Origin of the sequence: Cytobacillus pseudoceanisediminis, assembly GCF_023516215.1 — a bacterium.
Lineage (GTDB): Bacteria > Bacillota > Bacilli > Bacillales > Cytobacillaceae > Cytobacillus > Cytobacillus pseudoceanisediminis.
This window is the reverse complement of record NZ_CP097349.1, coordinates 3,438,242-3,462,976: the sequence shown is the minus strand read 5'-3', so window position 1 is coordinate 3,462,976 and position 24,735 is coordinate 3,438,242. Positions and strand designations below refer to the sequence as shown.

Genomic DNA, 24,735 nt, shown 5'->3' with positions numbered 1-24,735 from the left:
AGCATAGACACTGCAAGAAAGAGGAATGTAAAAAAATCCTGGAAGACCCATAAGTTTCCTCACCCAATAACTGGCCATCATTAAAGGTAAGGTGCCGTGTATATTGTTAAATAATGATAAGAAAAGAAGAGCCCAATTTTTTCATAAAAGCGGGCTTTTCTTAATTAAGTTAAAAAGCGGCAGTTGGAAATGATAGTGAAATTCCGATATCCATTATTTCCTTATCTGCAAAAAATACTTCAAACATTATTTATAGTGCTCCCAATAAAATCACTTTTGAAAGTATTGAAGGAGACAGGAGGGTTTTAAGCCGTGTGAAATCAGGATTTTAAACCGTTGAAAACTGTTCTCTCTTGAAATATGGACTCTATTAGAGGATTCGGGAGTTATATTAAGATTATGTCCTATAGAATCTTTCTGAGCAGGGAATGAAAGTCTAGAATCCCAAATAAGCCTCTTTTTTGTATGTGATTGGTTTAGCGCATTTTGTTAAAATTTAAATATTCCCCAACAAGCCTGTAAAATAATTCACAACCAAAATACCTCTGCCGTATTTATCTATCTATCTATTTTTCCAATACCCAAAAGATGGACAATGGTGATTTTATGTTAGTAAGAATGACGAAGATAATAATAAATGAATTTTCGCAAATTTTTTAAGGGTGCGTTTCGTAATACTTCACAAAAAATATTTTTGTTTGTTTTGCATTTTTATTTGTTCACCATTCGAAGTAACCCACTGCGAATATATCAAAGATGGGAGTTAAAACTTTATATGAAAAATGCTTCAACTGTTTTTTATGTATCATTAGCAATAATGGCTGGTCTTGTTCTTATGGGAATTACAATGCCAGCGTCGTTAGAAAAGGTCACGAGCAGTACACAAGGCGTGATTACGGATTCGTTTGGGTGGTATTACCTAGTGATTGTTTCGCTATTTGTGTTCGTCTGCTTCTATTTATTAGTAAGTCCAGTTGGCCGGATAAAGCTCGGGAAGCAGGAGGATAAGCCTGAGTTTTCCCGTCCAACTTGGCTTGCGATGCTTTTTAGTGCAGGTATCGGGATTGGGTTAATTTTCTATGGAACATTTGAACCCATTAGCCATTACATGATAAGTTCTCCTACAGGCCAAGAGGGTACTGATCAGGGAATTAAGGATGCAATGAGATTTACCTTCTTTCATTATGGGGTCCATGCATGGGCTATCTATGGTTCGATTGCGATGGCTCTGGCTTATTTTACTTTCAGAAAAGGGGAGCTGAGTTTAATAAGCCGAACCTTACGGCCGCTGATTGGAAAACATGCGGATGGGGCAGTCGGGAAGGCAATTGATGTCATTGCGGTTATTGCTACGGTTTTAGGGGTATCTACCTCTTTGGGATTTGGTGCCATGCAAATCAACGGGGGACTGTCCTACCTTTTTGATGTACCTAGTACGATAACAAACCAAACCATTATTATCCTCATTGTGACAGTCTTGTTTATGATTTCGGCTTTAACAGGTCTAAGTAAGGGAATTAAAGTGCTAAGCAATTTGAATATGGGGCTTGCGGCTGTCCTTTTCTTGATTGTCTTTAGCTTTGGACCGACACTTTTTATCCTTAATTTATTCACCGATACGATCGGGACTTATATGCAAAACTTCATTGACATGAGTTTTAGGATAGCACCCCTGAATGAAGAGGGACGCAGCTGGATTAATGGATGGACGATTTTTTATTGGGCATGGTGGATTGCCTGGTCTCCATTTGTTGGTGTGTTTATTGCCAGAGTCTCAAAGGGCCGAACAATTCGTGAGTTTATTGTAGGTGTCCTTCTCGTTCCGTCACTAATAGGATTCCTTTGGTTTACAACTTTTGGGGGGACAGCCATTTTCACTGAATCTACAGGGCTGCTTTCGATTTCGTCATTATCTCCCGAGGAATCTCTTTTTGGCGTGTTAGAAGGGTTTCCGCTCAGCATGGCAATATCTCTGTTAGCCATTTTGATCATTGTTACGTTCTTTGTGACATCAGCTGACTCTGGTACATTTGTTCTAGGGATGATGACAACGAATGGATCGCAAAATCCAAGTACACCCATAAAAGTAACTTGGGGAGTTCTTCTCTCGATTATTGCGATTGCTCTCCTTTATTCTGGGGGCCTGCAGGCTCTTCAAAACACCATGATCATCGCAGCTCTTCCATTCTCAGTCATTTTAGTGTTAATGACAGTCAGCTTGCTAAAATCTTTAAAACAGGAAGCAAAACAGCTCGGACTAGGTCAGATTAGAATGAATCGGAAGGAAAAGCAAAGCAAAGAGGATGTTCAGGAAGCTGGATAAACAATATTTATTAAACTGGCAACATGTCAACTTCGGTTGGGATGTTGCTTTTTTTAGTAAATCAATAATTTGATCGTATATCGTAATCTGTTTCCAAATGGCCTTCTCTTTTGTACAACCGGGACAGGTTGGTTAATATAATATGTGAGTCTATTAATTTCCAATATTAACAAATTATGAAAAACAGAACGAGAGGTGTATTATTGAATGATTTTAGATTTAAAAGGCGAGCTAACAATGGAACCTATTGTAGGGCTGCTCTATTCTATGGTGGATGGGAATTATCGACGGCTGAAGTCTATCGTGGGAGGTATGTCCCAAAGGGAGTTGGATTATAAAGGCCCTAAACAGAATTATAACAGCACAGCCCAATTGCTTAGACATCTAGCTTTGGTCGACCTGAACTGGGTGTTTAGAATAAAGGGTGAGATAATGCCGTTAAATCTGGAGAATAAATATGGACCAATATTGGATGAAGACAACCGATTACCGCAGTTTGATGGAATCCCCCTGGATGTGCTGCTTAAAGAATACGATGACGTTATGGATATGATTAAGACGTTATGTCAGCAGTTAACAGATTTGCAATTAACTCGAATAATTGAATATGAAAATGGAAACCAAGCAACAATCCAATGGGGTATATGGCATATAGCAGACCATAGCAGGTATCATCAGGCTCATATAAATCAATTACGCAAATGGTTTAATGAAAGTTGAAATTTTCACTTTGATCAACATAAGGGGTGAGTCTTCTATAATGGAGGAATCACCTGTATTATTATCCTAATGGGCTGCATTCCTTTAATAAATGAAGTATGGAAAATAATTAGAACATTCTCTTGTAATCATTAATCAGAAATCGGAACTATACAGTAAATGAACAATCAGGGAAAGGGGATAATTTACATGATTTTAGAAGCAGTAATGCTACAAGTAAAAGAAGGGATGGAGGAAGAATATGAACAAGCATTCCGTGAGGCATCAAAAATTATTGCTTCCATGAAAGGGTACATATCTCACGAGCTGCAGAGATGTATGGAAATTAAGGGGAAATATCTATTACTTGTGAAGTGGGAATCATTAGAGGCCCATACAGTTGGGTTTAGACAATCGAAAGAGTATCAGGAATGGAAAAGACAGCTGCATCATTTTTATGATCCGTTTCCTGCAGTTGAACATTTTGAAAACGTTCCTCTTTAATTGGTTTTTAATTAAACAGCCTCCATACAGACATAAGGAGGCTATCATTTTAATATTTAGCTAACCCATTGGCGGATCATCCAGTTTCTCTCGTATGAAGGAAACCTCATCATTGTCTGAGATCATATAGGAGGTCCTGCTATTCTGGTTTATTATTTTGGGTCAGGTGTAAAACTTGGGTAAAATTCATCGTCTCCATGATTGGAGATTTCTCTACTGGTTTTCCAGTCTTGCTTACGACCCGAAGAAGTGGCCGTAAAGGTACAAAGGTTATCCTTCATTTTCTTGGCCAGATTTGTTGAAAAGTGCCATTCATAGTTTTTGTCGAGTTTATATATCTAATATACAATTAATAATATATGATACTGGATCAGAAACTGTTTGGAGGAATTATTTTGACAGCAGATAAAAGTTTAAGGGTTTGTGAAAAGGGACATAAGTTTTACAAAAGCAGTGAGTGTAAAAGCTGTCCTATCTGTGATAAAGAGAATAAGCCTAAAAGTGGCTTCCTTTCGAAGCTCAGCGCTCCTGCAAGGAATGCATTGGTTCACGAAGGAATAGACACTTTGAAAAAACTGTCAAAGTTCACTGAAAAAGAAATATTAAAAATTCATGGTATTGGACCAGCTTCCTTACCTATTATGAGAACTTCCTTAAAAGAGGAAGGGCTTTCATTTAAAGAATAAAAGCTTCACTGGCAGGTTTTTCAAGAACTGCTGCTGATCAGGCAGTTTTGTTCTTTTTATACTAAAGGGCAAGATTGTTGAACACTTTATGATTATTGTTTTTTTAGTTAAAAAAATGTTTTGTAAAAGAAACAATTCTGAATATAGTGATGTTTTTTCTGAACCTATACAAATTTTTAATTTTATTTGTTTTAGCAATACCTCAAGGATTAGAAGAAGGAGGATGAAGGGATGAATGAAATTGGTGCATTACATGAGTCAAATGGCAGTTATGCTTTAAGATTTGAGCGATTTTTTTCCCATAATCCAGAAGATGTTTTCCTTGTCATTACAAATCCCAATTCCTTCTCTCAATGGTACCCTTTTGCAAAAGGGGAGATGGATCTCAGACTGGGTGGAAAAATTGCCTTCGATGATGGGGAAGGAACGACATATGAGGGTATCATTACAGAATTAGAAAAGCCATATTTATTTGGTTTCCGTGAAGTTGATGATCTGATAAACATTTCATTGCAGGAAGAGGGGAAAGGATGTCGAATGATCTTTACCCATACTTTTAAAGATGATTCATGGGCAGTTAATACAGCGGCAGGATGGCATAGGTGTCTGGATGTATTGGTCCAAATCGTCAATGGTGAACCAATTAAGTGGGACGATAACTCAATTAAGCTGCGTAAAATCTATAGTGAAGCATTTAATATGGGAAATTAATATAGTGCGCCTTTCTTATAAAGAAGGCGTATTTCGGTGTCCCCTATACATTAAGAGTTTAGTTATTATTACGGGAGGGCAATATAGTGAGTATCTCACTTAATCAAACAGTGGCGTTTCTGCAAGAGTGGAGACACCATTAAGCTTCAGGGCAGATAAGATGAACAAGGGTGAGCGGTATTCATAGATGAATCATAAAAAGGTCTTAAGGTGTTTTCCTGTTAAAAGGGGCAGGTTTATTAGGATACTTAAGCTGTCTTTGTTGAATGAAGGGCTGAAACAATAATTAATTCTTGAGCCAGTATTATATATAGATATTAACTACTACATTATTTGCAATGACTATAAAAAACAGATCCAGCTGCCATCTTAGGCCGATTTTCTATTGTGCTGACAGTAAGCAGCTTAACTGTATTATTGACATTACGGTCACGTTTCCACAGGACGTGTCTTTTTTATTTGGGCCAAATTATTGAAGATGAATGGGGAATGATAAAGAAAATATATGTTAAGGAAACGATATTTAAGGAGAAGGTAACAGATGATCCTTGATATGTTCCTTTTTAAGGAGTGGCTGGGATGGACCTGCTAACTTTTACAGAGGAATTTTTTAATTATATAAGGGAGTTTTTACTTTTAAGATTTACTCTATTTGCTTTGGTTCTCATCACCTTTTCATTTGCCATAAACCGTATGATTGATTGGTTCTTTAGGAAGTCTAATTTCTTTGATGAAGAGGTAGAACAGACGATACAAGGTGTGACCCGATCCATTTTTAGGTATGGAATTGCGATTAGCCTTGTTATTTATCTAATAAGTCAATTTGTTGATATAAAAGGCATTCTTGCAGGTGCAGGGATTGCCGGTGTGGTCATCGGTTTTGCAGCACAGCAGATGCTAAAAGACGTTATTTTGGGGTTCGCAAGATTAACGGATAAAGAGTTTCGTGTCGGTGATTTTGTTACTTTCAACGGGACAAGTTCAGGTACCATTGAGGAGATAAGTATTCGCTTTATGCAAATTCGGGAATGGTCGGGAAAACTCCTTACGATCCCGCATGGAGAGATTAGAGCGATACAAAATTTTAATAAAGGCTGGATGCGGGTTATTGAACGGATTACGGTAAGTTATCAGGAAGATCCAGCAAGAATAAAGGAATTGTTAGAGAAAGCAAGTGTGATCTGCAATGAAAAATTAGTTCATAGCCTGTATAGGCTAGGGGACGAGGCTGTTGAACCCTTTCAATATATCGGGATTACAGACTTAAATCCAAACCATAAACATGTCGGGTACGAATTTTGTATTGTTGGCCTGGTTAAGCCTGAAGAGTATTTTGAAACGTCCAGGCAGGTAAGATTTGAACTAATGTCTTTATTTCATAAGAGTCAAGTACAAATGCCAACCGCGAACATGTTCGTTCAAACTGAGAATTCACAGGACACTCTTGAGCAGCCTTCACCCAGCACGTAAAAGAACCAGCTGATTTGGGAGCCCAGCCGTTTATGAGGAGCGGCAGCAAATTATTTAAAGTGTGGATTTCTGCAGTGATCTTGGTCTATTCACAGTTTTAGAAAGCACTTTTGAACATAATTTATGGTGATAAAATTTTGTGAATCAGAAAAAAATAGGTTTAGGAAAGGAGGGATTGCGAATGTCTGTGAAAAAGCGGGTAACAGGATTGGCCTTTGTGTTTGCAATGCTTGTGGTTTTGTCAACTCCAGGCTCATTCGGCGTATTTGCCGAATCCGATGTTTCAACTAAGGGGAAATCGATTGAGGTCGAGTTGAACGATGATTACTTTAATCCGAAGGTCATCACTATTCCGAATGGAACATCCACAACATTAATATTGAAAAATAAAGGTAAGAAGGAGCACACCTTTACAGTAGAAAAGCTCGGAATTGACGCCGAGATTCAGCCAGGAAAAGAAACGAGTATCTCCGTGAAGCCAAAACAGCCCGGTACATATGAACTGATATGCCGGTACCATTTCCAGGAAGGAATGGTTGGAAACGTAATAGTCAAATAATAACCGGGGCCAATAAGGCCCTTGTTTTTTTATGGTTGCAGGTATTTGCATAGTATTATCCAGATAGCACCATAACAGCTAACTTTCCTCTGCAAATGGATCATAAAAAGTTGTTCCGCCTCTATAAAATGCAAATATAATGTAGGGTAACATATAACCATTATAGAAGAGGTGAACAGGTGTATTTTTTAAAGCCTATCACGGATGAGGTTTATCTATTTCAAAAAATATTGAATAAATATAAAAAAACAATGAAGCTCATTCTAGTGTCTATTTTTACCTGTATTGCTGCTATTCTGCAGGCTGCTGGAGGCCTCTTGCCAGGTATAGGATATTTTTTAAGTCCGCTTGCCACTGCACCTATTCTGTTATGTTCCATGTTTTCCATTCCATTTGGAGTAATGTCCTATTCTCTGACAATTATGTTGTTATTGATCCTGCAGCCATCTGAACTAATTATTTTTCCTTTTACTACAGGATTGTTAGGGCTTGGCATCGGAGTATCTTTTTCCTTTTTCAGGATGAGAATAAGTATTATTGCTGCTGGTGCAATCCTTTTAATGCTAGGAATTATGGGTTTACTATTTATTTTTCACTTTCCAGTTTTAGGTCCAGCCGTCTCTGATTCCTTTTCATTTCTTTCAGCGGGAGGTATCTTTTTATTTGTTTTCCTTTATAGCTGGTTATGGGTTGAGATTGCTTTAATCATTATTAAAAGATTAAAAATGATGATCATGTAGTGGTTTTCATTTAGATGGCAATCCATATAAGATATTTATCAGATTAAGCATAATTCTATCATTATACTTATGGAACTATTTCAAAAACAGTGCCTTGATGTAAATCAGTCACTTTCATAGAGCCATAAACCCCTAAATATAATCTGGTCTGTTTCAGATTCGTCCCCAAATTAACATAATAGGCTGATTGCGACCCAAAATTATAATCGGTTTGTATCACACTAAAGTCATTTTGTTTACCATTAGGTCTAATGATGGTATAAGCTAAAGCCCCTCTAACCTGAGGCTGTGATTCTTTCCGGGCAAGATCGGTAAACACAACGCTTCCTGTTAAAGCAGGGATTTTTTCCCCATATAGACTTGCACTCCTGTCAGTGCAGTTCCTCCAAACTTATCGGGTCTGGGATCTTTATGAAAATAACTAGTTAAAGGCTGAAGACGACTCGCTGAAAGTGCTGCTGCTTCATTGTAAAAAGCCATTGTCTTCTCATCCAAATTCTGATTATTAGTGCAGTCTCTTATAATCGAAGCAGGAAAATCACCTTCCCAGCCCCGCCAGCCAAAGTTTATAAATCCTTCCTTGTCAGGTTCAGAATTCATCAAAGATGCTTGAATAAGCTGAGTAACCGGTATGGGTTTATAATGAACAAATGAATAAATCGACTCGGCCAAATCCTGGCCGACATTTCCTGCATATTTAATATACTGATTATAAAATCTTTGAAATGAAATACCTGGAATATTGCGAACCCCTTTGGCCATTACCGTGAGGGTTTCCTGAATCGCTGCGGGAAGTTCATTAAAGCGTGTGACAATAGGGGGATTCATGATGTAAGTATTCTTATCTACATCAATTTCAATTATTTTACCGGCAATCTCCAGATCATCCTGGCTTAAGTTAAATGGATCATAGCCTGATCCGCCATCTCCGGTTGTTAAAACAAGTCTGCCTGTTTCTGGTGAAAAATTTAAACTATTGACCCCATTATGATTTGAAAATGGCCTTCTTAAGTTAAGTAAAGTCCTTCGTTTTTGGGGCCCGCCATTGGATTGTATAATCCATTCTTCGATTGTATCAATATGGTCATATTGTGTTTCCCTATTCATCCACCTTAGGTTTAAAGTTTTAGGATCACAAGGGTCAGGATTAAACGATTCAGAAAGTGCACCCGGTCCTTGTGCTCCGGCTGCTGAATAATGAAGATAAAACAGACCGTTATAATAAAATTCGGGATGAAAGGCTAGTCCCAGCAATCCCCGTTCATCATATCCGCCACCAGAAGCACCTAGTTTTAGGATTCGGGGGCGAATATCTAAAAAGTCCTTATGCTTGAGTCTCTTATGTAAAAGACCTCTCCTACCTGGGTTGCAATAAATAGCCTTTCCTTGGAATCACCAGGAAGTATAGCTGTTTTCAAAACAGTAGGTAAATTTATCTTACTGGCAATGGGCCGTAAACCAACCTTAACTTTTATCAATTGACTTTGCACCCCTTCATTTTTTTCTTTTATAAGAATATGATTAGAACTGGCTATTAGTACCAAATTAGGCAGGGAACAAATCGGAACAAGATAACGGATGTAAGTTCTCGTGTTAAAATGAAATAAAAAAATCAAGGAGCAGCAATGTTTATGAAAAAGGATTACATAAGTTTAAAAGAACAGTTCATTGCATGGCCACGCTGCGTTTAAGTGACAGAAGGCCAGCATCGGATTGTCATTTTAAGTGAGGATGAGCCTGCAGGCTTCTTCTATTTACCTTCAACAGAACGAGTAAGGAAGTATTAGATAATCCGAACACTATAATTGCACTGCACTATCTGTTAATCATGGGAAAGTCTTTAACTATATAGCGTGAAAAATAATGTCTAATGACTTAAAATCGCAGGGGGCAAATATCATAGAGGGTGGGGGAAGTCGAATGAACATACATAATATATTGGTTGCAGGAAGCTATGAAAAGGAATTCCAGGAACAGCTGCCAGCTAATACATCTCAGAGCTTTCGTTTTAAGCAGGTTGCTGATATTACAGAAGAGGATTTATCATGGGCAGATGCCTATGTCGGTTCCAAGCCGTGTCGTGGCTTCCGCTTGGCCGATATGAAATGGGTACATTCCTTTAATGCGGGTGTAAATAATTATTTGGAAATTGATGGATGGAAGGAACATGAGATTCTTCTAACCAGAACTGTTTGCTCGTTTGGACAAAGAATAAGCGAGTATTGTTTAAGCTATATTTTAAGAGATCTTCAAGCTCACCACTACTTTGAAGGAAAACAAAGGGAGAAGGAATGGGCTCCAAAAACTCCGAAAATGATGAAGGATCAAACGATTGTTATCTATGGTACAGGGGAGATTGGGCAGGAGGCGGCCAGAGTATTTTCAAGCTTTGGATCCGCCGTCTATGGTGTCTCGCAAAGCGGGAAACCAAAGGAGTATTTCGAAAAGGTGGCAAAAACCAGCACTGGAAGCACGCTGGCTGCAGAGGCAGATTGGATTATCAGCACATTGCCTTTGACAAAAGAAACAAGTAAGCTATTTAATCGTGAGTTTTTCAGTCATTTAAACGGAGCGGTCTTCATCAATGTCGGCAGAGGCCAAACAGTGGACGAGCAATCCCTTATTGAAGCGCTCAATTCCAAAAAAGTCCGTTATGCTGTGTTAGATGTTCTTGAAACAGAACCGCTGCCAGGGACTTCCGAGTTATGGGGAAGAGACGATATCATCATCACTCCTCATATATCGGCTGTGACAGAGCTGAATGAAGCGATCTCATGCTTTTGGGATACATTAAAGAGAATCGAAAATAATGATGCCATACCTAATAGGGTGGATTTTTTGAAGGGGTACTAATAAAAGGCAAGTATGCCGATTGGAAACTGAAAAAAACGAAGCAGATAATAAAGGTAAGGTGAATTAATAACTGTTATAAAAATAAAAGGAGGAAGCCCTTCTCATTTGAGAAGGGCTTTTTATGTCTAAAAAAACGAAATGGATATTAGTAAGTATATGAATTTAAAGGGAGGAAATATTAAATAAAAAAGGAGGTGTTCACATGAAAAAGATTAAACCCATTAAATTAAGTTCTTACAAAACAAACACCTCCGAAAAACTAACATCAGCAGAAATGGGAAAGCTTTGGGCTACTTATATGGGAAATAGCATGGCATCATTTATTTTAAAATACTTTCTGCAGCATGTTGATGATAAACATATTAAGACCTTATTAGAAAATGCCTTACAACTATCAGAAGAATTCATGAAAACCATTAAAGGTATTTTCGAGAAAGATGGATTTCCCATCCCTAAGGGTTTTACGGAAGAGGATGTGAATTTAGGTGCTCCCAGACTGTTTTTGGATGAATTCTATGTCCACTACTTGAAGTATGCATCAAAAGCTGGATTGAGTATTTACAGTATTGCAATACCTCTTGTGTTTAGAGAGGACGTAAAAGAATTTTTTAGGCATTGTATGGATTCCACCATGGATTTGATGGAGCAAATCAAAGAAATATTAATGCATAAAGGGCTAATAAGTAAACCCCCATTGATTCCAGTTCCAGAAAAAGTGGAATTTGTTCATAAGGATTTTTTAAACGGCTATCTTGGAAATAAACGCCCTTTGCATGCTATGGAAATCACACATCTTTACGATAACATAGAAAATAATGTAACAAGTAAAGCACTCATTATGGCATTCGCACAAGTAGCAAAGGATGAAAAGATACGCAAATTGTTCGAACGAGGAAAAGATCTTACCACAAATAATATTGAGAATTATAAGCAAAAACTGCATGATGAAGATTTGCCTTCCCCACCTTATCTGGATGACTTAATAACTAATACCACTTTTTCACCTTTTTCTGATAAGTTAATGCTCTTTCATAAGATGGATATGTTTTCAATAAAAGTTAGATCCTTCGGAAATTCTGTGGCTGTAAATGGCCGGCATGATATCGGGATGGTTTATTTGAAGGCCATTATGAAAAATTCATATTTTGTTGAGAATGCTGCAAGAATTATGATTGAGAAAGGATGGTTTGAACAACCTCCAGCTGCAGCTGATAGAGACAAGTTATCCTAATTACTGCTATGATTTTGAGAGCCCCCTCGCCGGAGAGGGGCTTTCTTCGCATTAAATGGTGCAGTATAGTTAAAAAGGTCTTCTCCTAATAAAGTCCGTCAGAAATCCTTTCTCTCCACGGCCCCTATTCGCCTCGTATATTACGAACGGGTGCATTAATATAGAGTTCCAGCTGCCAATTGGCGGCTTTTTTTATTGTACAAATGGTGCAGGCAGTTCAAGAAGGTAATGGTTTCATTAAACAAGAATATATATAATAACCCGAGACTAAGACGAGGTGGATAAAAATGGATAAAAGAGTGATATTCGACTTTGAAATCGAATTTACTAATGGGTGGATTACAAGGACAGGATTTTCGTCTTGATATTGATGGTAACGACATTACTGATGAAGAGTTAGCGAATTATATTGTAGAGGATATGAGGTTGCTTATGGTTGGAGAAGTTAGAATACTTAACAAAAAAATAATTATTGAAAAACACAAACGTAAATCATAACAACTTACAAGACATGGAATTAAACTTTTACATCAAGCTGCCAATAGGCGGCTATTTTTCTTGTCTAATTAAAGGGGCAGGCTAGTAAAGGAGGGAATAGAGTGTATCGCTCTTGTTTTTTTATATTTGTAAATGTTGGTATGGCTTTTGGGAATAATACATGTATCTGACAGCTATTTAAAGGATGATCACTATGTCAATCGCTGTTTTAGCAATGTTTGCCTGGTTAGTAATGATTGTATTCGCTATTGTTCCCAAAGGATTTACTCTTACTGAGATGGTTTTTTTGTACTTCATCATCGGAATATTAACTATTACCCAATTCACCATACTTGATGTCAATCTGCACTGGGTTCCAGTCACCCGAAGTGTGGAAGGGTCTTTCGCGATTTATATTTGCCGCTTTATTGTGATACCTTTTCAAATTCTTTTGTCAGCATGCATACTAAATTCGCACATGAAAGCAAAATGGCGATGGGTTTTATCAGCCACAATCGTAATCTCCCTATGCTTGGGAGACCGGATATATTTGTGGGCTGGCCTCATTACTTTCCAAAGGTGGAATCAATTGTACTCTGCTCTTATGTATGTGGTATCTATTGCCTTAGTATGGTTGATAGCCCGCTGGTTTGTTTGCCTGGAAAAAGGAGAATTTAAAAAACATGAATGGAATTCGTTATTATGATCATAATTTTAATGCTAATGAGTGGTTTATCGTCATTTCGCTCATTGTTGGAACTTTAGTGGTGTTAAAACTGCCAAAACGTTTTACAAATAAGACAACCTGTGTGTACCTTTTATGTGGCGTGTTTACTGGTTTCTTTTTCGATCACATTTTAAGTGTGCTGCCAGTTAGTTATTATGATATTAATGATAATTCTTCCTTTCAATTGATGGATTTTTTATCTCATGTGATGTATGCACCATTCAGCTATCTATTCTTTTATATATATGACTTCTTTAATATAAAGCCAAATTTATCTCTGTTATTCATTTTGGGATGGGCGTTTATAAGTGTTGGGATAGAGCTATTTTCTGAGTACATAGGGATCTTTCACTATCAGAATGGATATAACAGCTATTATTCTTTTGTTATTTATTTGGTGGTCCAAAGTTTATGGGTGAGATTTTACAGGATTATTAAAGCATATGGAGAAAAACAATTTTAAATTGAAATGGAGATGTTTGGGAATTGCCAGGAATTATTTATAGAAAAGGTATTCTTAAGCTAATCATATTTTGAAATAGAACAGCTCTGCCACAATTTCCTCCAAAGTTCTTTTAGTTATGGCATATCTATATTGTTCCAAATCTTTGTTAGCAATTTGCTTTGATAGCATTTTCCCTCCTGCATCCATAAAAATACAGAAAAATAAATCAAATTCATTATGATCTGCATCTAGAGCCGATATGATAAGGGTGCTTTTATCTTCCTTAGTAGTAGGAGCATTTTCATTATTAATAATTAAATACAAAGAGTGCAGCAATAAAGACAAACATCTTCATTCCTATTTATAAATGGGCAGGTAACTTCCAAAGCAATTATGGGTTTCTATTGTGAAGTGAGTTGAAAAATAGTATTCGCTCTGGATATAAAAGGTAAAGTTGGAAAACCTATAATGAATGAATTCTAAAAGGAGGGATTCGAATGAAAGACAATGAGCAGGAAACTAGCGAAGGACTGAATCAGGTATTTGAAATAATAAATGCCAAAGGCGATGTTGGCGAAATCAATGAAATTCTGAAAAATAGAAGTTCTGACTCTATAGCGGAAAACTCCTCTCCTAATTCCTAAGACAAAGAAAACCCGTTAAAAAAGAACCGGCCACTGCAGCAATGGTTTTTGAGAATATAGATAGATGCAGAGAAGCTGCCTTTTTTTATCTCTTTAACGACTTTGTCAATACTTGTACTTAATCTAATGGTGCTTATGCTCAAGATTAGCTGCCAAGTAAGGCAGCTTTTTCTTATTTAACCAAATCTTTTACATAACGGTTCCTTTTACTGAACAAGAAAAATTTTAATAAATTTGTTTATAGTATAATAACCATTTCGCTGAACAATAATAGTAGCCCAACGAAATGATTAAGGTTTCCTATTTCAAGTATTTTAAATCTATTGCTGCTTGATAGGGTTTAATAGGGTGTCCTTCTTTTATCTTATGAACAAAATCAGGATTAGCTAGTAGAGGGCGTCCAAAGGCAGCAAGGTCAATTGTACCATCCTTAATCGCCTTAGAAGCAATCTCTGTATTTAGATTTCCCACCCCAATAATAATACCATCCCAATGTTTCCTCACTAGTTGATGAAAAGTCATGCCACTAGCCATTTTTTCAGTAAAATTATTTGTTGAGGGGTGTATAATTTGAATTCCCACTTCTTTAAACACTTGAACTAAAGCCTTTATATTCACTTCAGGATTGGTCCACTTATAACCGGGGATATCATCTTTTATTTCAGAAAATCTAATAATAGTTCTATCTTGGCCGACCTCTTGAATAACCGCATGTAATACTTCCTTCATAAATAATAACCTGTTCAATATATCCCCACCATACTCATCAGTCCGTTTATTGGTAACTTCAGAATTAAATTGATCAATTAAGTAACCATGAGCTCCATGTATTTCAACTCCATCAAATCCAGCCTTAATTGCGTTTCTAGCAGCCATAGCATATTCTTGGATGACATTTTTTATATCATTCAAAGACATTTCTTCAGGTGTCTCATAAGGTTTTCTCAATCGGTGAACTAAACCATCAGCCTTTATAACGGAAGGTGCTTGTGGTGGGAGTCCTCCAGTCAGTTCGTGATGTGTTAATCTTCCTACATGCCAAAGCTGTGCCACAATATTTCCTCCTTCCTCATGAACAGCTTCAGTTACTTTCCTCCAAGCATCTACTTGGCTTGTTGTGTATAGGCCAGGAACACCAAAAGTTCCTTTGCCTCTAGGGGAAGGGTTAATACCTTCTGTAATAATGAGACCAATACCATCTTTAGCTCTTTTGCGATAGTAGGTGACAATATCATTACCAACAGTACCTGTATTGTTATTTGCAAAACTTCGTGTCATTGGAGCCATCACAATTTTTGTTTTCAAGTACCAGTTACCGATATTAATTGATTTTAATAACTCAGTGTTTTCCAATTTGCCTTAACTCCTTTATAGAAGTATTAACTTCGTAAATAATCTTATATAATTTTAAAAAGAAGTTATATAGAAAATTTCAGTTAAAATGTCTTAATTAGTTTTAAATTAATTTTATTTTAAATATTTTACTTAGAAATTAAAGGTGGGGATCATTATGGATAAACTGGATAAAGAAATTCTTTTGGTATTACAGGAGAAAGGAAGAATATCCATGACGGAACTGGGGAAAGAGGTAGCTCTCTCTCAGCCGGCAGTTACCGAGAGAGTACGAAGAATGGAGGAAAAGGGAATTATTGATCACTATCGTGCTATTGTAAGGCCAGAAAAAATAAACAAACCTATAACAACCTTTCTGTTATTCCATACTAAGAGCTGTGAAAACTTTGTGGACTTCTGTAATAAATCAAATGAAGTAGTAGAATTACATAGAATAAGCGGTGAATATAACTTTTTGGTAAAAGTAGTTACTGAAACACTTCAGTCGCTAGAGGTTGCAATTAACGAGATGGGTACCTACGGAGATTCAACCACATTAATAGTACTATCTTCACCAATAGAAAATAAAAAATTGATTCCAATAATAAACAACTAAATCACAATAAATACTGAGTAAACAGATATAGTGGCGGTAAAAATTACTATTTTCTAACGAGTCAAGGTTGAATAGATTGTGAAAAATGCACTTAAACAAAACGGGTACATTACCTTAAGATCCAGCTGCCACTTAGTGTTTCTATTCAAAAAGTGATTAGCTTAGCAGGAGTTACAGACTTAGTAAAGATGTGGAATATACATGAACAAAGGAAAATAAAGAGTCACATAGCTGCACTATTAGAGGGTCCCCTGAAGAAGTCCCTAAGCGTTATAAATTATCTTCTCCAGCTGAATTATTGCCAATGAATGTTGAACAAGTATTAATACATGGTGAAATGGATCAACATGTTCCAGTAGAATTAAGTAAGGATTATTACAAAAGTGCTGTTGAAAAGGGGAAAATGTAAAGATAGTTATTCTCCCAGATATAGACCACTTTAAAATTATTGAACCAACTTCTTCAGCATGGACTTCGGTTATTAACTCGATATAGTTGCTTTATTGAACTATAGAAGCAGGTTAGTGAAAGAAAGCAAAACAGGTAAAGAAATCACTGTAACTATAAAAGGGAAATGGGGAGAATCAAATGTCGCAAGATGGAATTGTTCTAGTAGCAAGTGTGTCAATTTTTAATGACGATAAAGTCTTGATTATAAAAGAGAATAAACCTACTGCTATTGATAAGTGGAACTTTCCAGGTGGTCATATCGAAAACGGTGAGGACATTATTTATTCAGCTCAGAGGGAAGTTAAAGAGGAAACAGGGTTTGAAGTAAAACTGATTGGAACTACTGGAGTATATAATTTTGTTAGTAGTACAAACGATCAAGTTATTTTATTTCATTTTGTTGGTGAGGTTACAGGGGCTCCCTAAATCTCGAAGAAAATGTAATTTCTGAAAGCAAGTGGATAAAAGTAAATGAACTTGTAACATTTCAAAACAAAGACCTGCGAGAACCCAGTGTAATAAAGCAAATAATTAATAACTTATTACAAGAGAAAATACACCCAATTAGCGTGTATAATGAGCAAATAATTTGAATCGCCCTTGGTCAACTAAAGGGTGCAAGAGTTGAAGATCAATTTGGATCGGCAGCTCTTTTTCTTATTCGACTAACCGGGCAGGTTAGTGGAATAAAAAGTGAATTAATCTATTATTATTATGTTAACTGCATAAATCATTTGTACAGAGATAATAAAGTTGTTTAATTTGCAATTATTTTGCGGTAATGAAATTAAATATCAAAAATAAAGGACATATCTTTTTGACAGTCGAATATTAGCCTAGAACCATAAATAACTATTCCGATGGGGAGGATTCTTGTGCGTCCACGACCATTATTTATTGAAAATCCAGAGCAGGATAGGTATGTTAGTCTTGTGCCAGATGGAGATATTGAAGAAATACTTAGTAAGCAACGAACTAAGACCATTACCCTCTTAAGCAGCGTATCAGAGGTTTCAGCAAGGAAGGCGTACGCATCAGGGAAATGGACTTTAAAAGAAGTGATTGGGCATATGACCGACTCGGAACGTGTGATGTCGTATCGAATGCTTGCCATTGCACGAAATGAAAGTGTACCACTCCCAGCAATGGATCAGGATCAATACGTTTCTGCGGCAAACTTCAACAAATTATCCTGGGAGCAGTTACTAGCTGGTTTAGACACGATACGCTCCAACACCTTAAGCCTTATTTCAACCATTGATGATGCAGCGTGGGTTCGTAATGGAACTGTAATGAACAGCCCAGTTTCGGTAGGTACCATTGCATATGGCATTGCCGGGCACGAGTTACACCATATGAAAGTGATTCGTGATAAATACTTATAAGTCTTTTTCTATTAATAAAAAAACCTAATTTCTCATTTAATGCTGAAAAATTAGGTTTTTTAATATTGAAAATTCCTTAACGTTGTTTTCCTGACGCTACCCTTTATAGCGAACTTATTATACTTTCAATTAGAACTAAAGAGATAATTTATGTTGGATTTAGAAAAACAAAAGAAAAGATCATTGCCTTAGATGAGTCAGAAGTTAAATAGCCTTAAAATGATGACCGCCGCTTATTTGGAAATGGCAAAAGACGGAGAAGGTGGTGATTCAACTTAAGGGTGCTTATATTCGAGATCAGCTGCCGAATTGGGCAGCTTTTTTTATTCAACAAAACGGACAGTTTAGCACAAGAAGGATAATGTTATATCCAGTGAAAGTAGGAATAGATACCTCAATATTACGGAGAGCGAATTATGGGAATTTTAGCACTCGAGAAGAAAATAGAATAATATTTATATTTAGAAAACGTCTAATGATATGGTTATAACAAATTAAATGAGTATCACTGGGGAGAAATTGCGTTAGGAGGTACGCTGCGAAACCATTATAAAGGCATTGAAAGAATCCATACGAGGCCTTTTTTTAGGTAAAGGGTTAGTAAAAGTAAACGCTCCGAACTTTGCCGTGAACTTTGAAAGCTCATATAAATTCGGAAGTTTACTTCTAAGGTAAGTACTGCACGAGAGTTATAACAAATTAAATAGGCCACTCGTAACCTATGTTATAATATTAAAATTCTCCTCCTGGCAGCTTTTTAAATTAAAAAATGGTCGGGACCATTCCTCCATCCATACGGATTGGTGAGCCTTTAAATGCAGATGCATAGGGACTGCATAAGAATGCAACTAGTCTTCCTATTTCAAACGGTCTGATAAATCGCTGTATTTCAGATTGTGGCAGATTATTGACCATGAATTGTTTTTCTTTTTCTGAAAAGGTTATGTTTTCATTTCTGTAAATACCCTCAATTATATCCTGGACATTTTCAGAAAGTGTTGGTCCCGGCATAATCGTATTGACGGTAACTTCTGTTCCTTTTGTTAGTATAGACAAGCTTTTTGCCAATGATAGCAGCATTGATTTTGTCATACAATACTGAGGCATTTGTCCGGAGGGCATTACTGCTTCTTCACTTGCAATAAAGATGATGCGGCCATCATTATTGTCCAGCATTTTTGGCAGATAATGTTTACATAATCCATTTGCGGCTAATACGTTAGTTTCGAAGTATTTTTGCCATAGTTCATCCGTAACATCCTCGTATTGCATGATTTCGTAAATACCCATATTGTTAACTAAAATGTCTACATTCGGGAATTTTTTAAATAATTCCTCTCTTTGTTGAACATCCACAATATCGGCTGCAGCATTTTGAGGAGAAGTTAGCGGGAATTCTGATTTGATTTCCTGTACAGTTCGTTCTACCTCCTCATAATTGCGTCCATTTATGAGAATATTAACTCCTTCTTTAGCCAATTCTTTCGCTATTGCTTTACCTATGCCTTTTGTAGAGCCTGTTACTAAAGCGGTTTTTTTCAATAATTCCATTTCCAAGATACATTTCTCCTTTAAGCTGGTTATCAACTTAGTTCGTTTATAAGTGCATATTCAGCGCGCCAATTTAATGGGGTCATACCTTCCCAGCTACGGAAGGCTCGATAAAACGAGCTCTGATCTTTATATCCAACAAGAAATGCCACTTCTTTAATATCTAGATTAGGATTAGCCAAGTACTGTCTTGACTGTTCATGACGGGCTTCCTTTAGCAGCTCCTTAAAACTGGTCTCTTCATTAGTAAGCTGGCGCTGTAAGGTTCGTTCGCTCATGCCGAGCTCACTTGCTATATCTTGTATGTCGAGTCGTTCTCCTGTTAAATTGCGTTTCAATATCCACTTAACTATCTCTGTTATGGAGTGACTGTGTCGCTGTTCCTCTAATGTTTGCTCCAATACTGGTGTTAAGATCTCCAGTAAGTCAGCGTTGTAGGAAGTAAAAGGGCGATTAAGGTCATCACTTTGCAATGTAAGACTATTACGTTCTGCTCCAATGTGGATAGGGCAGCCAAAGTATTCTTCAAGCGCCTGTACTTGACCAAATGAATGTGTAAATTCCACTAATTCCGCTTTTATAGAATAACCGGTGCCTCGTCGTCCAAGTTCCAATAAAAACGCGAGAGTGGTCCCAACAAGTAGGGGTGGTCCCGCATGCTCCGTATCAAACCATTCCAGTTCAATTACACAATTTGTGTCTTCCTCCATAATGCGTAATTTTTCAGGTGGACACATTTCTTTGTACCGAGCCATTCTTTCAAGAGCATCCCGATAATCGCGGGCATGGTAAGCTGCCAGTACAGACGGGGGATACTGCGTTGTTTCAAATACTGTCGGAAGTTGCAGCATTCCAACTTCCATGTCACCGATGATATCGGAATATGCTTGCCATAATGCGTAATATTGGTCAACAGTGACAACTTGTTCAGTTATTACAGTAAGAGGCAATTTTGATTTCCGAACCAAATCATGAGCATTAATTCCAAGTTTTTTAGCCCCCTCCAAAGTCCATCCGGTATTCTAATACGAGAATTTATAGTCATTCCTATTACACCTCTCTATCTATCAGCACATTACAGCCAGCTCTGTTAACGGGATAGTTATTTCATTTTACTTATATATTGTCTTTCTGTAATTAGCAAGGAACGACAATCCATTTGCAAAAGACGCCAAGAATGAGGAATTCTATTGTAATTATAACAACTTTAATAATTGCTTAAAGCTACTCACTGAAGATATAGATGTCATTTCACTTAATAGTTCAGTAACCAGTAAATTAGAGGAATACTTAATTTGATTTTGTTATGTTACGGTAGATATTACTGTTTATTCGATGAATTAGAAGTTTTCGAGTGACACGATATATTTTTTATTGAATTTCCTTCTGATTAGAACATAATATACTGTTAGAAAGTAAAGTTAGCGAGGTTTCTTCATTATCTAGTTACTTATTTGGCAAAGTGGCAATCAATTAGTATTCCTTTAATAACTGAAAATATTTTTGAGTTTGTGAATTAATGTACTTAAACAAACGGTTGCCTTACTTTTAAGATTCAGCTGCCAATTGGCGACTTTTTTTAATTGAACAAACGGGGCAGGTTTTTTGAATAAGAGTTTTTAATAATGTTAAATTTTAACTAAGGATAGTTGGCAAAACGAGAGGAATGAACCAATGGATAAGGAGATGTTTATACATATAAGTAAATGTAAACTATATGCTAAATTGGTGGGAGAAAATAAAGGAAAGCCAACAGTCATAATGGATGCTGGATATGGAGACTTTTCTAAGGCCTGGAATTCAGTATTAAGGGAGATTTCAATGCTCTCTAGTGTACTAATTTATGATAGAGCTGGACTTGGGAAAAGTGAATCAAGTTCTAATCCCAGAACCAGCCGTGAAATGGTAAAAGAATTAAAGGAACTGCTTAGTGAAGCCAAGATTAAACCTCCCTACATATTAGCAGGTCATTCATTTGGTGGAGTAAATATGCGGATGTTTGCTACAGAATATCCAAATGAAGTTTGTGGACTAGTCTTGATTGACTCTACTCCCGAAGATTACAGAGAACGATTTCTCCCTACTATGTCACAAGATTTTCAACAAGCATATAACAAGCAATTCGTTTACGAAGGAAATTATGATGAATTTATGGAAAGCCTAAAGCAGTTGAAAGACACTAGACAAAAATTAAATGTACCATTAATTGTTCTTTCAGCGGGTAAGAAAGCTCATTATTCTGTGGAATCGCAAAATTTATGGAATGAAATGCAGAAAGAAATTCTTGAAATATCCTCTGATGGAGAATTGGTAATTGCTGAAAACAGTGCTCACTATATACAAAATGATGAACCGGAAGTGGTAGTCTGTGCGATAAAAAAGTTAATTGAGAATAATTAGTTCAGCTGCTGATCAGGCGGCTTTTTTCTTAATTAACAAAAGGGGAGGTTAGTACAATAAGGTAAAAGAGTAACGCTCTTGATAAAACTTAGTTAATTGGAGTAATAAATAGAGTGAGGAGTTTTGATAAGTGCTCAAAAATAGAAAAATAATCGTAACAGGTGCGGCCTCTGGGATAGGAAAAGAAGTTGTCAAGCAATGCCTACATGAGGGTGCTTCAGTTATTGCATGCGATATTAATGAACATTCCTTATATGGCATGAAACGGTCAATGGATGATCGCTCTGATCTACATACATATCAATTAGATGTAAGTAACTATGAAGAGGTCGCTAAATTTTTTGTATATGTTGAAGCAGAACACTCTGATGTAGATGGTTTAGTTAATAATGCGGGATTTATTTGGCGCAAAATATATTGGATTATCAAGTAGATGAAATTGATAAAGTCTTAGATATAAACGTTAAGGGATTTATTTATTTCTCACAAATGTTCGGCAAAAAATTGTTCCAAAGCCATCGTAAGGGAGTCATCATAAATATGTCTTCAGTGTCAGGCATGGAGGGCAGCTCAGATGCAATTTATGGGTCATCAAAAGCTGCTATACTAGGTTTAACTAAAAGCTGTGCCATGAATTTCTCACCATACATCCGGGTTAATGCTGTTGCTCCTACGATGGTTAATACGCCAATGATGGGTATGATACCTAATTGGAGAAAAGAGGAGTATTTAGGTCATCAACTCATCGACACGCCTGTCCTGCCTGAAGATGTGGCTGATACTGTTATCTTCTTATTATCAGATAATGCCAAACATTATACAGGCGCAACGTTCGATATTAATAATGGAGGTTATCTACGGTAGTTCTGGTTCTTGTTATACTAACGGGGCAGGTCTGGTTAATTAGAATTAAGATAAGTATTTAGATGTAAGAGAAGGGACTTTTATGGAGAATAACACGTTTAAAATAGAACAAATAATGAATGCTTTGTCTAAATCTTGGTCTTTAGAATCAAGTTCAAAATGGAGTAAGTATAATCCTGCAAAGGGGCAATGTGGTGTAACCACATTAGTAGTAAATGATCTATTAGGTGGAGAAATAAAGAAAACTAAATTACCTGATGGATGGCATTTTTATAATATGATTAATGGAAGACGACACGACTTTACAGCTTCTCAATTTATAGAAGACATCTTATATATGGATATTCCTTCAAATAGAGAAGAAGCATATAAAGATACTAATGATAAACAGTATAATTATCTAAAACAGAATGTTTTAATCAATTTAGATACTTTATTCATCTCATGGTGAGTTTTATTTCAAGAACAGCTGCCAAGTAAGGTGGCTTTTTCTTATTCAAGTAAAGGGGCAGGTTAATTCAATAAGCGGAAGGAAAAAGGTATATAGAAAGGGAACTATTTGATTTACCGGATTAAATAAAGGAGAGAAGGCTATGGGTAAATCATTTATTGATCAAGTACATTATATTAGAATTCCCGTAAAAGATTTAGAACTGTCTGCACAATGGTATAGAGATATATTAGGGCTCCAGTTACTAAACAATACTGAGGAACTTGCAATTTTAAAAGTAAATGAAGGACCTTTCTTACTTATCTTAGTTCCTACCGAAGATGAAACATTTGCACATTTTACAATTGATAATGAACAAGAATTTAGCATTGGCTTTACAAGTCCAGAATTATCTAAATTTCATCAACACTTAATTGATAATCAAGTTAAGGTCGAGGATATAAAAGAAGATAATGGTCATGCCTTTTTCCACTTTTATGACCCAAATGGTAATAAACTTCAAGTACATTGGTAAGATTACAATAAATTACCTTATTTCATTAACGGGTCCTTTAACGGAATATGAACGGGAACGTCCAAATCAGACGTTCCCATATTTTTTGCCTGAAAAACAACAATACTATTTAACAAAGCCTTTCTTTTTAAACAAACGGGGCATTTAGTTGAAAAAGGATTACTTCAACTAATATAGAATTTTTAACCTCAGAATTATACTTTGGGGAAAATAAATGACAATTCGAATGGACGTATAAATTTGTAATGCATGGGGAAATTTTCTCACCTGCATTATTAGACAAGAAAACAGGTTGGATACTATCTTGAAAAGATTTTGAGTGTGCAATTTTTTGTCCAGCGAAAAGTTTGTCTAGTAGTGATGACGGAGAAGCAGGCTTGAAGTGGATTGTGAAAAAAGTTGGTGCGGGTATAAGTACCATAATACAATGTGGTGCAGAAGCAATTATTTAGACATTGCCGTATATTTCGAAGGACAATGCAACGTGGCTTTTGAACCAATTTCAGAACTGAAGGTCCCCTTTATAATAAGGTGTTATGAAGATGAAGTATTAAACTAAAGGGGCAGTTTAGTAAAAGAGGAATCTAAGGATAGGAGTTGAAATACTCATATAATTGAAATCAAGGGAGTGAATAAATGGGTTAGCTATGAAAAAACTAGTGATACTTTTGGTAATTCTATTTGCAATTATTATCCTTGGTGACCTCGTTAATAAAATCGGTGCAAATGAAAAAATGACAGTAGAAGGATATATCCTAAATAAAGAAGGAGTATGGTATTTGATTACAGATGAGGACTTTGATGTTAAAACTGCTAAGGAACAATCAAATCAAGAATTCATCCGAAGCTATGGAGGAATTTATAAATTAGATAGTGTTCCATTTTCTTTTTCCCCGTATAAAGACGGTCAAAAAATGAAGGTTTGGTTCGGTGAAGTATTGGAATCACATCCTGCCAAAATAAAGGTTCTTAAAGTCGAGAAGAAATAATAGGGAAAGTGGTTAAAGAATGATTTCTTGTTTAACTAAAGGGGCAGTTTAGTTAAGAAAGGATTTCTGGGAACAGGGTCGAATCATTTACATTATCCCTAAAAGGAATTGTTC

The 24,735-nt window shown here is 36.4% G+C and carries 22 protein-coding genes and 6 pseudogenes; 23 read left to right on the top strand and 5 right to left on the bottom strand.

Annotated features, from left to right (window positions below; genetic code table 11):
- Positions 1 to 775: 775 nt before the first annotated feature.
- The 8 genes from M5V91_RS18585 (at position 776) to M5V91_RS18550 (ending at position 7,692) form a co-directional block, all read left to right on the top strand.
- Entirely contained in the window at positions 776 to 2,323 is a 1,548-nt protein-coding gene (locus M5V91_RS18585) for a glycine betaine uptake BCCT transporter (protein WP_251174112.1), read from the top strand.
- Positions 2,324 to 2,530: 207 nt separating this feature from the next.
- The gene (locus M5V91_RS18580; protein ID WP_019379525.1) at positions 2,531 to 3,043 is read left to right on the top strand and encodes a DinB family protein; all 513 of its coding nucleotides are present in this window, start codon (positions 2,531 to 2,533) and stop codon (positions 3,041 to 3,043) included.
- Positions 3,044 to 3,232: 189 nt separating this feature from the next.
- A complete protein-coding gene (locus tag M5V91_RS18575) occupies positions 3,233 to 3,526 on the top strand; it encodes an antibiotic biosynthesis monooxygenase family protein (protein ID WP_009335300.1) in 294 nt (97 codons plus the stop codon).
- A gap of 359 nt (positions 3,527 to 3,885) precedes the next feature.
- On the top strand, positions 3,886 to 4,212 hold the full coding sequence (locus tag M5V91_RS18570; protein ID WP_374940680.1) for an RNA polymerase alpha subunit C-terminal domain-containing protein: 327 nt from the start codon (positions 3,886 to 3,888) through the stop codon (positions 4,210 to 4,212).
- 231 nt (positions 4,213 to 4,443) lie between these two features.
- Positions 4,444 to 4,923 (top strand): SRPBCC family protein, encoded by a 480-nt coding sequence (locus tag M5V91_RS18565; protein WP_071157443.1) that lies wholly within the window; start codon positions 4,444 to 4,446, stop codon positions 4,921 to 4,923.
- Positions 4,924 to 5,502: 579 nt separating this feature from the next.
- Positions 5,503 to 6,393 (top strand): mechanosensitive ion channel family protein, encoded by an 891-nt coding sequence (locus tag M5V91_RS18560; RefSeq protein ID WP_217026138.1) that lies wholly within the window; start codon positions 5,503 to 5,505, stop codon positions 6,391 to 6,393.
- Positions 6,394 to 6,574: 181 nt separating this feature from the next.
- Positions 6,575 to 6,952, top strand: a complete 378-nt coding sequence (locus tag M5V91_RS18555; protein ID WP_009335296.1) for a cupredoxin domain-containing protein — start codon at positions 6,575 to 6,577, stop codon at positions 6,950 to 6,952.
- A 179-nt stretch (positions 6,953 to 7,131) separates the two neighbouring features.
- Positions 7,132 to 7,692 carry a hypothetical protein gene (locus M5V91_RS18550; RefSeq protein ID WP_251174111.1) on the top strand — a complete coding sequence of 187 codons (561 nt, stop codon included), beginning with the start codon at positions 7,132 to 7,134 and terminating at the stop codon, positions 7,690 to 7,692.
- 67 nt (positions 7,693 to 7,759) lie between these two features.
- Here the strand turns inward: M5V91_RS18550 and M5V91_RS18545 are convergent.
- Positions 7,760 to 9,170: pseudogene (locus M5V91_RS18545) on the bottom strand (PQQ-dependent sugar dehydrogenase).
- Between the two features lie 213 nt (positions 9,171 to 9,383).
- Between M5V91_RS18545 and M5V91_RS18540 the strand changes: the two are divergent.
- The 6 genes and pseudogenes from M5V91_RS18540 to M5V91_RS18515 all read left to right on the top strand — a co-directional run.
- Positions 9,384 to 9,476 (top strand): annotated as a pseudogene (locus tag M5V91_RS18540) (GNAT family N-acetyltransferase); the annotation flags it as partial.
- 136 nt (positions 9,477 to 9,612) lie between these two features.
- Positions 9,613 to 10,545: a D-2-hydroxyacid dehydrogenase gene (locus tag M5V91_RS18535; protein ID WP_251174110.1), complete on the top strand. Its 933-nt coding sequence runs from the start codon at positions 9,613 to 9,615 to the stop codon at positions 10,543 to 10,545.
- A 202-nt stretch (positions 10,546 to 10,747) separates the two neighbouring features.
- Positions 10,748 to 11,776: a DUF3231 family protein gene (locus M5V91_RS18530; RefSeq protein WP_217034620.1), complete on the top strand. Its 1,029-nt coding sequence runs from the start codon at positions 10,748 to 10,750 to the stop codon at positions 11,774 to 11,776.
- A gap of 287 nt (positions 11,777 to 12,063) precedes the next feature.
- Positions 12,064 to 12,274: pseudogene (locus M5V91_RS18525) on the top strand (cyclase).
- 193 nt (positions 12,275 to 12,467) lie between these two features.
- On the top strand, positions 12,468 to 12,959 hold the full coding sequence (locus M5V91_RS18520; RefSeq protein ID WP_284521427.1) for a hypothetical protein: 492 nt from the start codon (positions 12,468 to 12,470) through the stop codon (positions 12,957 to 12,959).
- A complete protein-coding gene (locus tag M5V91_RS18515; protein ID WP_009335288.1) occupies positions 12,937 to 13,443 on the top strand; it encodes a hypothetical protein in 507 nt (168 codons plus the stop codon). The genes M5V91_RS18520 and M5V91_RS18515 overlap by 23 nt, the downstream gene beginning before the upstream one ends.
- Before the next feature lie 63 nt (positions 13,444 to 13,506).
- Here M5V91_RS18515 and M5V91_RS18510 read toward each other — a convergent pair whose 3' ends face one another.
- Entirely contained in the window at positions 13,507 to 13,770 is a 264-nt protein-coding gene (locus tag M5V91_RS18510; protein WP_251174108.1) for a hypothetical protein, read from the bottom strand.
- Positions 13,771 to 13,922: 152 nt separating this feature from the next.
- Here M5V91_RS18510 and M5V91_RS18505 point away from each other — a divergent pair, with 152 nt between their 5' ends.
- A complete protein-coding gene (locus tag M5V91_RS18505; RefSeq protein WP_251174107.1) occupies positions 13,923 to 14,069 on the top strand; it encodes a hypothetical protein in 147 nt (48 codons plus the stop codon).
- A gap of 300 nt (positions 14,070 to 14,369) precedes the next feature.
- On the opposite strand, the gene M5V91_RS18500 is transcribed toward M5V91_RS18505, so the two are convergent.
- A complete protein-coding gene (locus tag M5V91_RS18500; RefSeq protein ID WP_009335286.1) occupies positions 14,370 to 15,422 on the bottom strand; it encodes an alkene reductase in 1,053 nt (350 codons plus the stop codon).
- 157 nt (positions 15,423 to 15,579) lie between these two features.
- Here M5V91_RS18500 and M5V91_RS18495 point away from each other — a divergent pair, with 157 nt between their 5' ends.
- The 3 genes and pseudogenes from M5V91_RS18495 to M5V91_RS18485 all read left to right on the top strand — a co-directional run bounded on the left by M5V91_RS18495 (position 15,580) and on the right by M5V91_RS18485 (position 17,852).
- Positions 15,580 to 16,017 carry an Lrp/AsnC family transcriptional regulator gene (locus tag M5V91_RS18495; RefSeq protein WP_071157452.1) on the top strand — a complete coding sequence of 146 codons (438 nt, stop codon included), beginning with the start codon at positions 15,580 to 15,582 and terminating at the stop codon, positions 16,015 to 16,017.
- Between the two features lie 588 nt (positions 16,018 to 16,605).
- Positions 16,606 to 17,060: pseudogene (locus M5V91_RS30595) on the top strand (NUDIX hydrolase).
- Between the two features lie 282 nt (positions 17,061 to 17,342).
- Positions 17,343 to 17,852 (top strand): DinB family protein, encoded by a 510-nt coding sequence (locus tag M5V91_RS18485; protein ID WP_071157454.1) that lies wholly within the window; start codon positions 17,343 to 17,345, stop codon positions 17,850 to 17,852.
- A 762-nt stretch (positions 17,853 to 18,614) separates the two neighbouring features.
- On the opposite strand, the gene M5V91_RS18480 is transcribed toward M5V91_RS18485, so the two are convergent.
- Positions 18,615 to 19,403: an SDR family NAD(P)-dependent oxidoreductase gene (locus M5V91_RS18480; RefSeq protein WP_374940685.1), complete on the bottom strand. Its 789-nt coding sequence runs from the start codon at positions 19,401 to 19,403 to the stop codon at positions 18,615 to 18,617.
- A gap of 32 nt (positions 19,404 to 19,435) precedes the next feature.
- Positions 19,436 to 20,448, bottom strand: a pseudogene (locus tag M5V91_RS18475) (helix-turn-helix transcriptional regulator).
- Positions 20,449 to 21,077: 629 nt separating this feature from the next.
- Here M5V91_RS18475 and M5V91_RS18470 point away from each other — a divergent pair.
- The 5 genes and pseudogenes from M5V91_RS18470 (at position 21,078) to M5V91_RS18450 (ending at position 24,621) form a co-directional block, all read left to right on the top strand.
- Entirely contained in the window at positions 21,078 to 21,803 is a 726-nt protein-coding gene (locus tag M5V91_RS18470) for an alpha/beta fold hydrolase (RefSeq protein ID WP_009335280.1), read from the top strand.
- A 130-nt stretch (positions 21,804 to 21,933) separates the two neighbouring features.
- Positions 21,934 to 22,667, top strand: a pseudogene (locus tag M5V91_RS18465) (SDR family NAD(P)-dependent oxidoreductase).
- 82 nt (positions 22,668 to 22,749) lie between these two features.
- A complete protein-coding gene (locus M5V91_RS18460) occupies positions 22,750 to 23,118 on the top strand; it encodes a YunG family protein (protein WP_071157464.1) in 369 nt (122 codons plus the stop codon).
- Between the two features lie 142 nt (positions 23,119 to 23,260).
- Positions 23,261 to 23,632 carry a VOC family protein gene (locus M5V91_RS18455; protein ID WP_009335277.1) on the top strand — a complete coding sequence of 124 codons (372 nt, stop codon included), beginning with the start codon at positions 23,261 to 23,263 and terminating at the stop codon, positions 23,630 to 23,632.
- 647 nt (positions 23,633 to 24,279) lie between these two features.
- Positions 24,280 to 24,621 carry a DUF3221 domain-containing protein gene (locus M5V91_RS18450; protein ID WP_251174105.1) on the top strand — a complete coding sequence of 114 codons (342 nt, stop codon included), beginning with the start codon at positions 24,280 to 24,282 and terminating at the stop codon, positions 24,619 to 24,621.
- Positions 24,622 to 24,735: the final 114 nt, after the last annotated feature.

Bases quoted from the DNA above. Each gene is read 5' to 3' on its own strand.
- M5V91_RS18560 (WP_217026138.1), top strand. From the start codon at position 5,503: ATGGACCTGCTAACTTTTACAGAGGAATTTTTTAATTATATAAGGGAG.
- M5V91_RS18455 (WP_009335277.1), top strand. From the start codon at position 23,261: ATGGGTAAATCATTTATTGATCAAGTACATTATATTAGAATTCCCGTA.
- M5V91_RS18480 (WP_374940685.1), bottom strand. From the start codon at position 19,403: ATGGAATTATTGAAAAAAACCGCTTTAGTAACAGGCTCTACAAAAGGC.
- M5V91_RS18450 (WP_251174105.1), top strand. From the start codon at position 24,280: ATGAAAAAACTAGTGATACTTTTGGTAATTCTATTTGCAATTATTATC.
- M5V91_RS18585 (WP_251174112.1), top strand. From the start codon at position 776: ATGAAAAATGCTTCAACTGTTTTTTATGTATCATTAGCAATAATGGCT.
- M5V91_RS18520 (WP_284521427.1), top strand. From the start codon at position 12,468: ATGTCAATCGCTGTTTTAGCAATGTTTGCCTGGTTAGTAATGATTGTA.
- M5V91_RS18495 (WP_071157452.1), top strand. From the start codon at position 15,580: ATGGATAAACTGGATAAAGAAATTCTTTTGGTATTACAGGAGAAAGGA.
- M5V91_RS18515 (WP_009335288.1), top strand. From the start codon at position 12,937: ATGAATGGAATTCGTTATTATGATCATAATTTTAATGCTAATGAGTGG.
- M5V91_RS18530 (WP_217034620.1), top strand. From the start codon at position 10,748: ATGAAAAAGATTAAACCCATTAAATTAAGTTCTTACAAAACAAACACC.
- M5V91_RS18460 (WP_071157464.1), top strand. From the start codon at position 22,750: ATGGAGAATAACACGTTTAAAATAGAACAAATAATGAATGCTTTGTCT.
- M5V91_RS18470 (WP_009335280.1), top strand. From the start codon at position 21,078: ATGGATAAGGAGATGTTTATACATATAAGTAAATGTAAACTATATGCT.
- M5V91_RS18570 (WP_374940680.1), top strand. From the start codon at position 3,886: ATGATACTGGATCAGAAACTGTTTGGAGGAATTATTTTGACAGCAGAT.
- M5V91_RS18565 (WP_071157443.1), top strand. From the start codon at position 4,444: ATGAATGAAATTGGTGCATTACATGAGTCAAATGGCAGTTATGCTTTA.
- M5V91_RS18580 (WP_019379525.1), top strand. From the start codon at position 2,531: ATGATTTTAGATTTAAAAGGCGAGCTAACAATGGAACCTATTGTAGGG.
- M5V91_RS18555 (WP_009335296.1), top strand. From the start codon at position 6,575: ATGTCTGTGAAAAAGCGGGTAACAGGATTGGCCTTTGTGTTTGCAATG.
- M5V91_RS18535 (WP_251174110.1), top strand. From the start codon at position 9,613: ATGAACATACATAATATATTGGTTGCAGGAAGCTATGAAAAGGAATTC.
- M5V91_RS18505 (WP_251174107.1), top strand. From the start codon at position 13,923: ATGAAAGACAATGAGCAGGAAACTAGCGAAGGACTGAATCAGGTATTT.
- M5V91_RS18575 (WP_009335300.1), top strand. From the start codon at position 3,233: ATGATTTTAGAAGCAGTAATGCTACAAGTAAAAGAAGGGATGGAGGAA.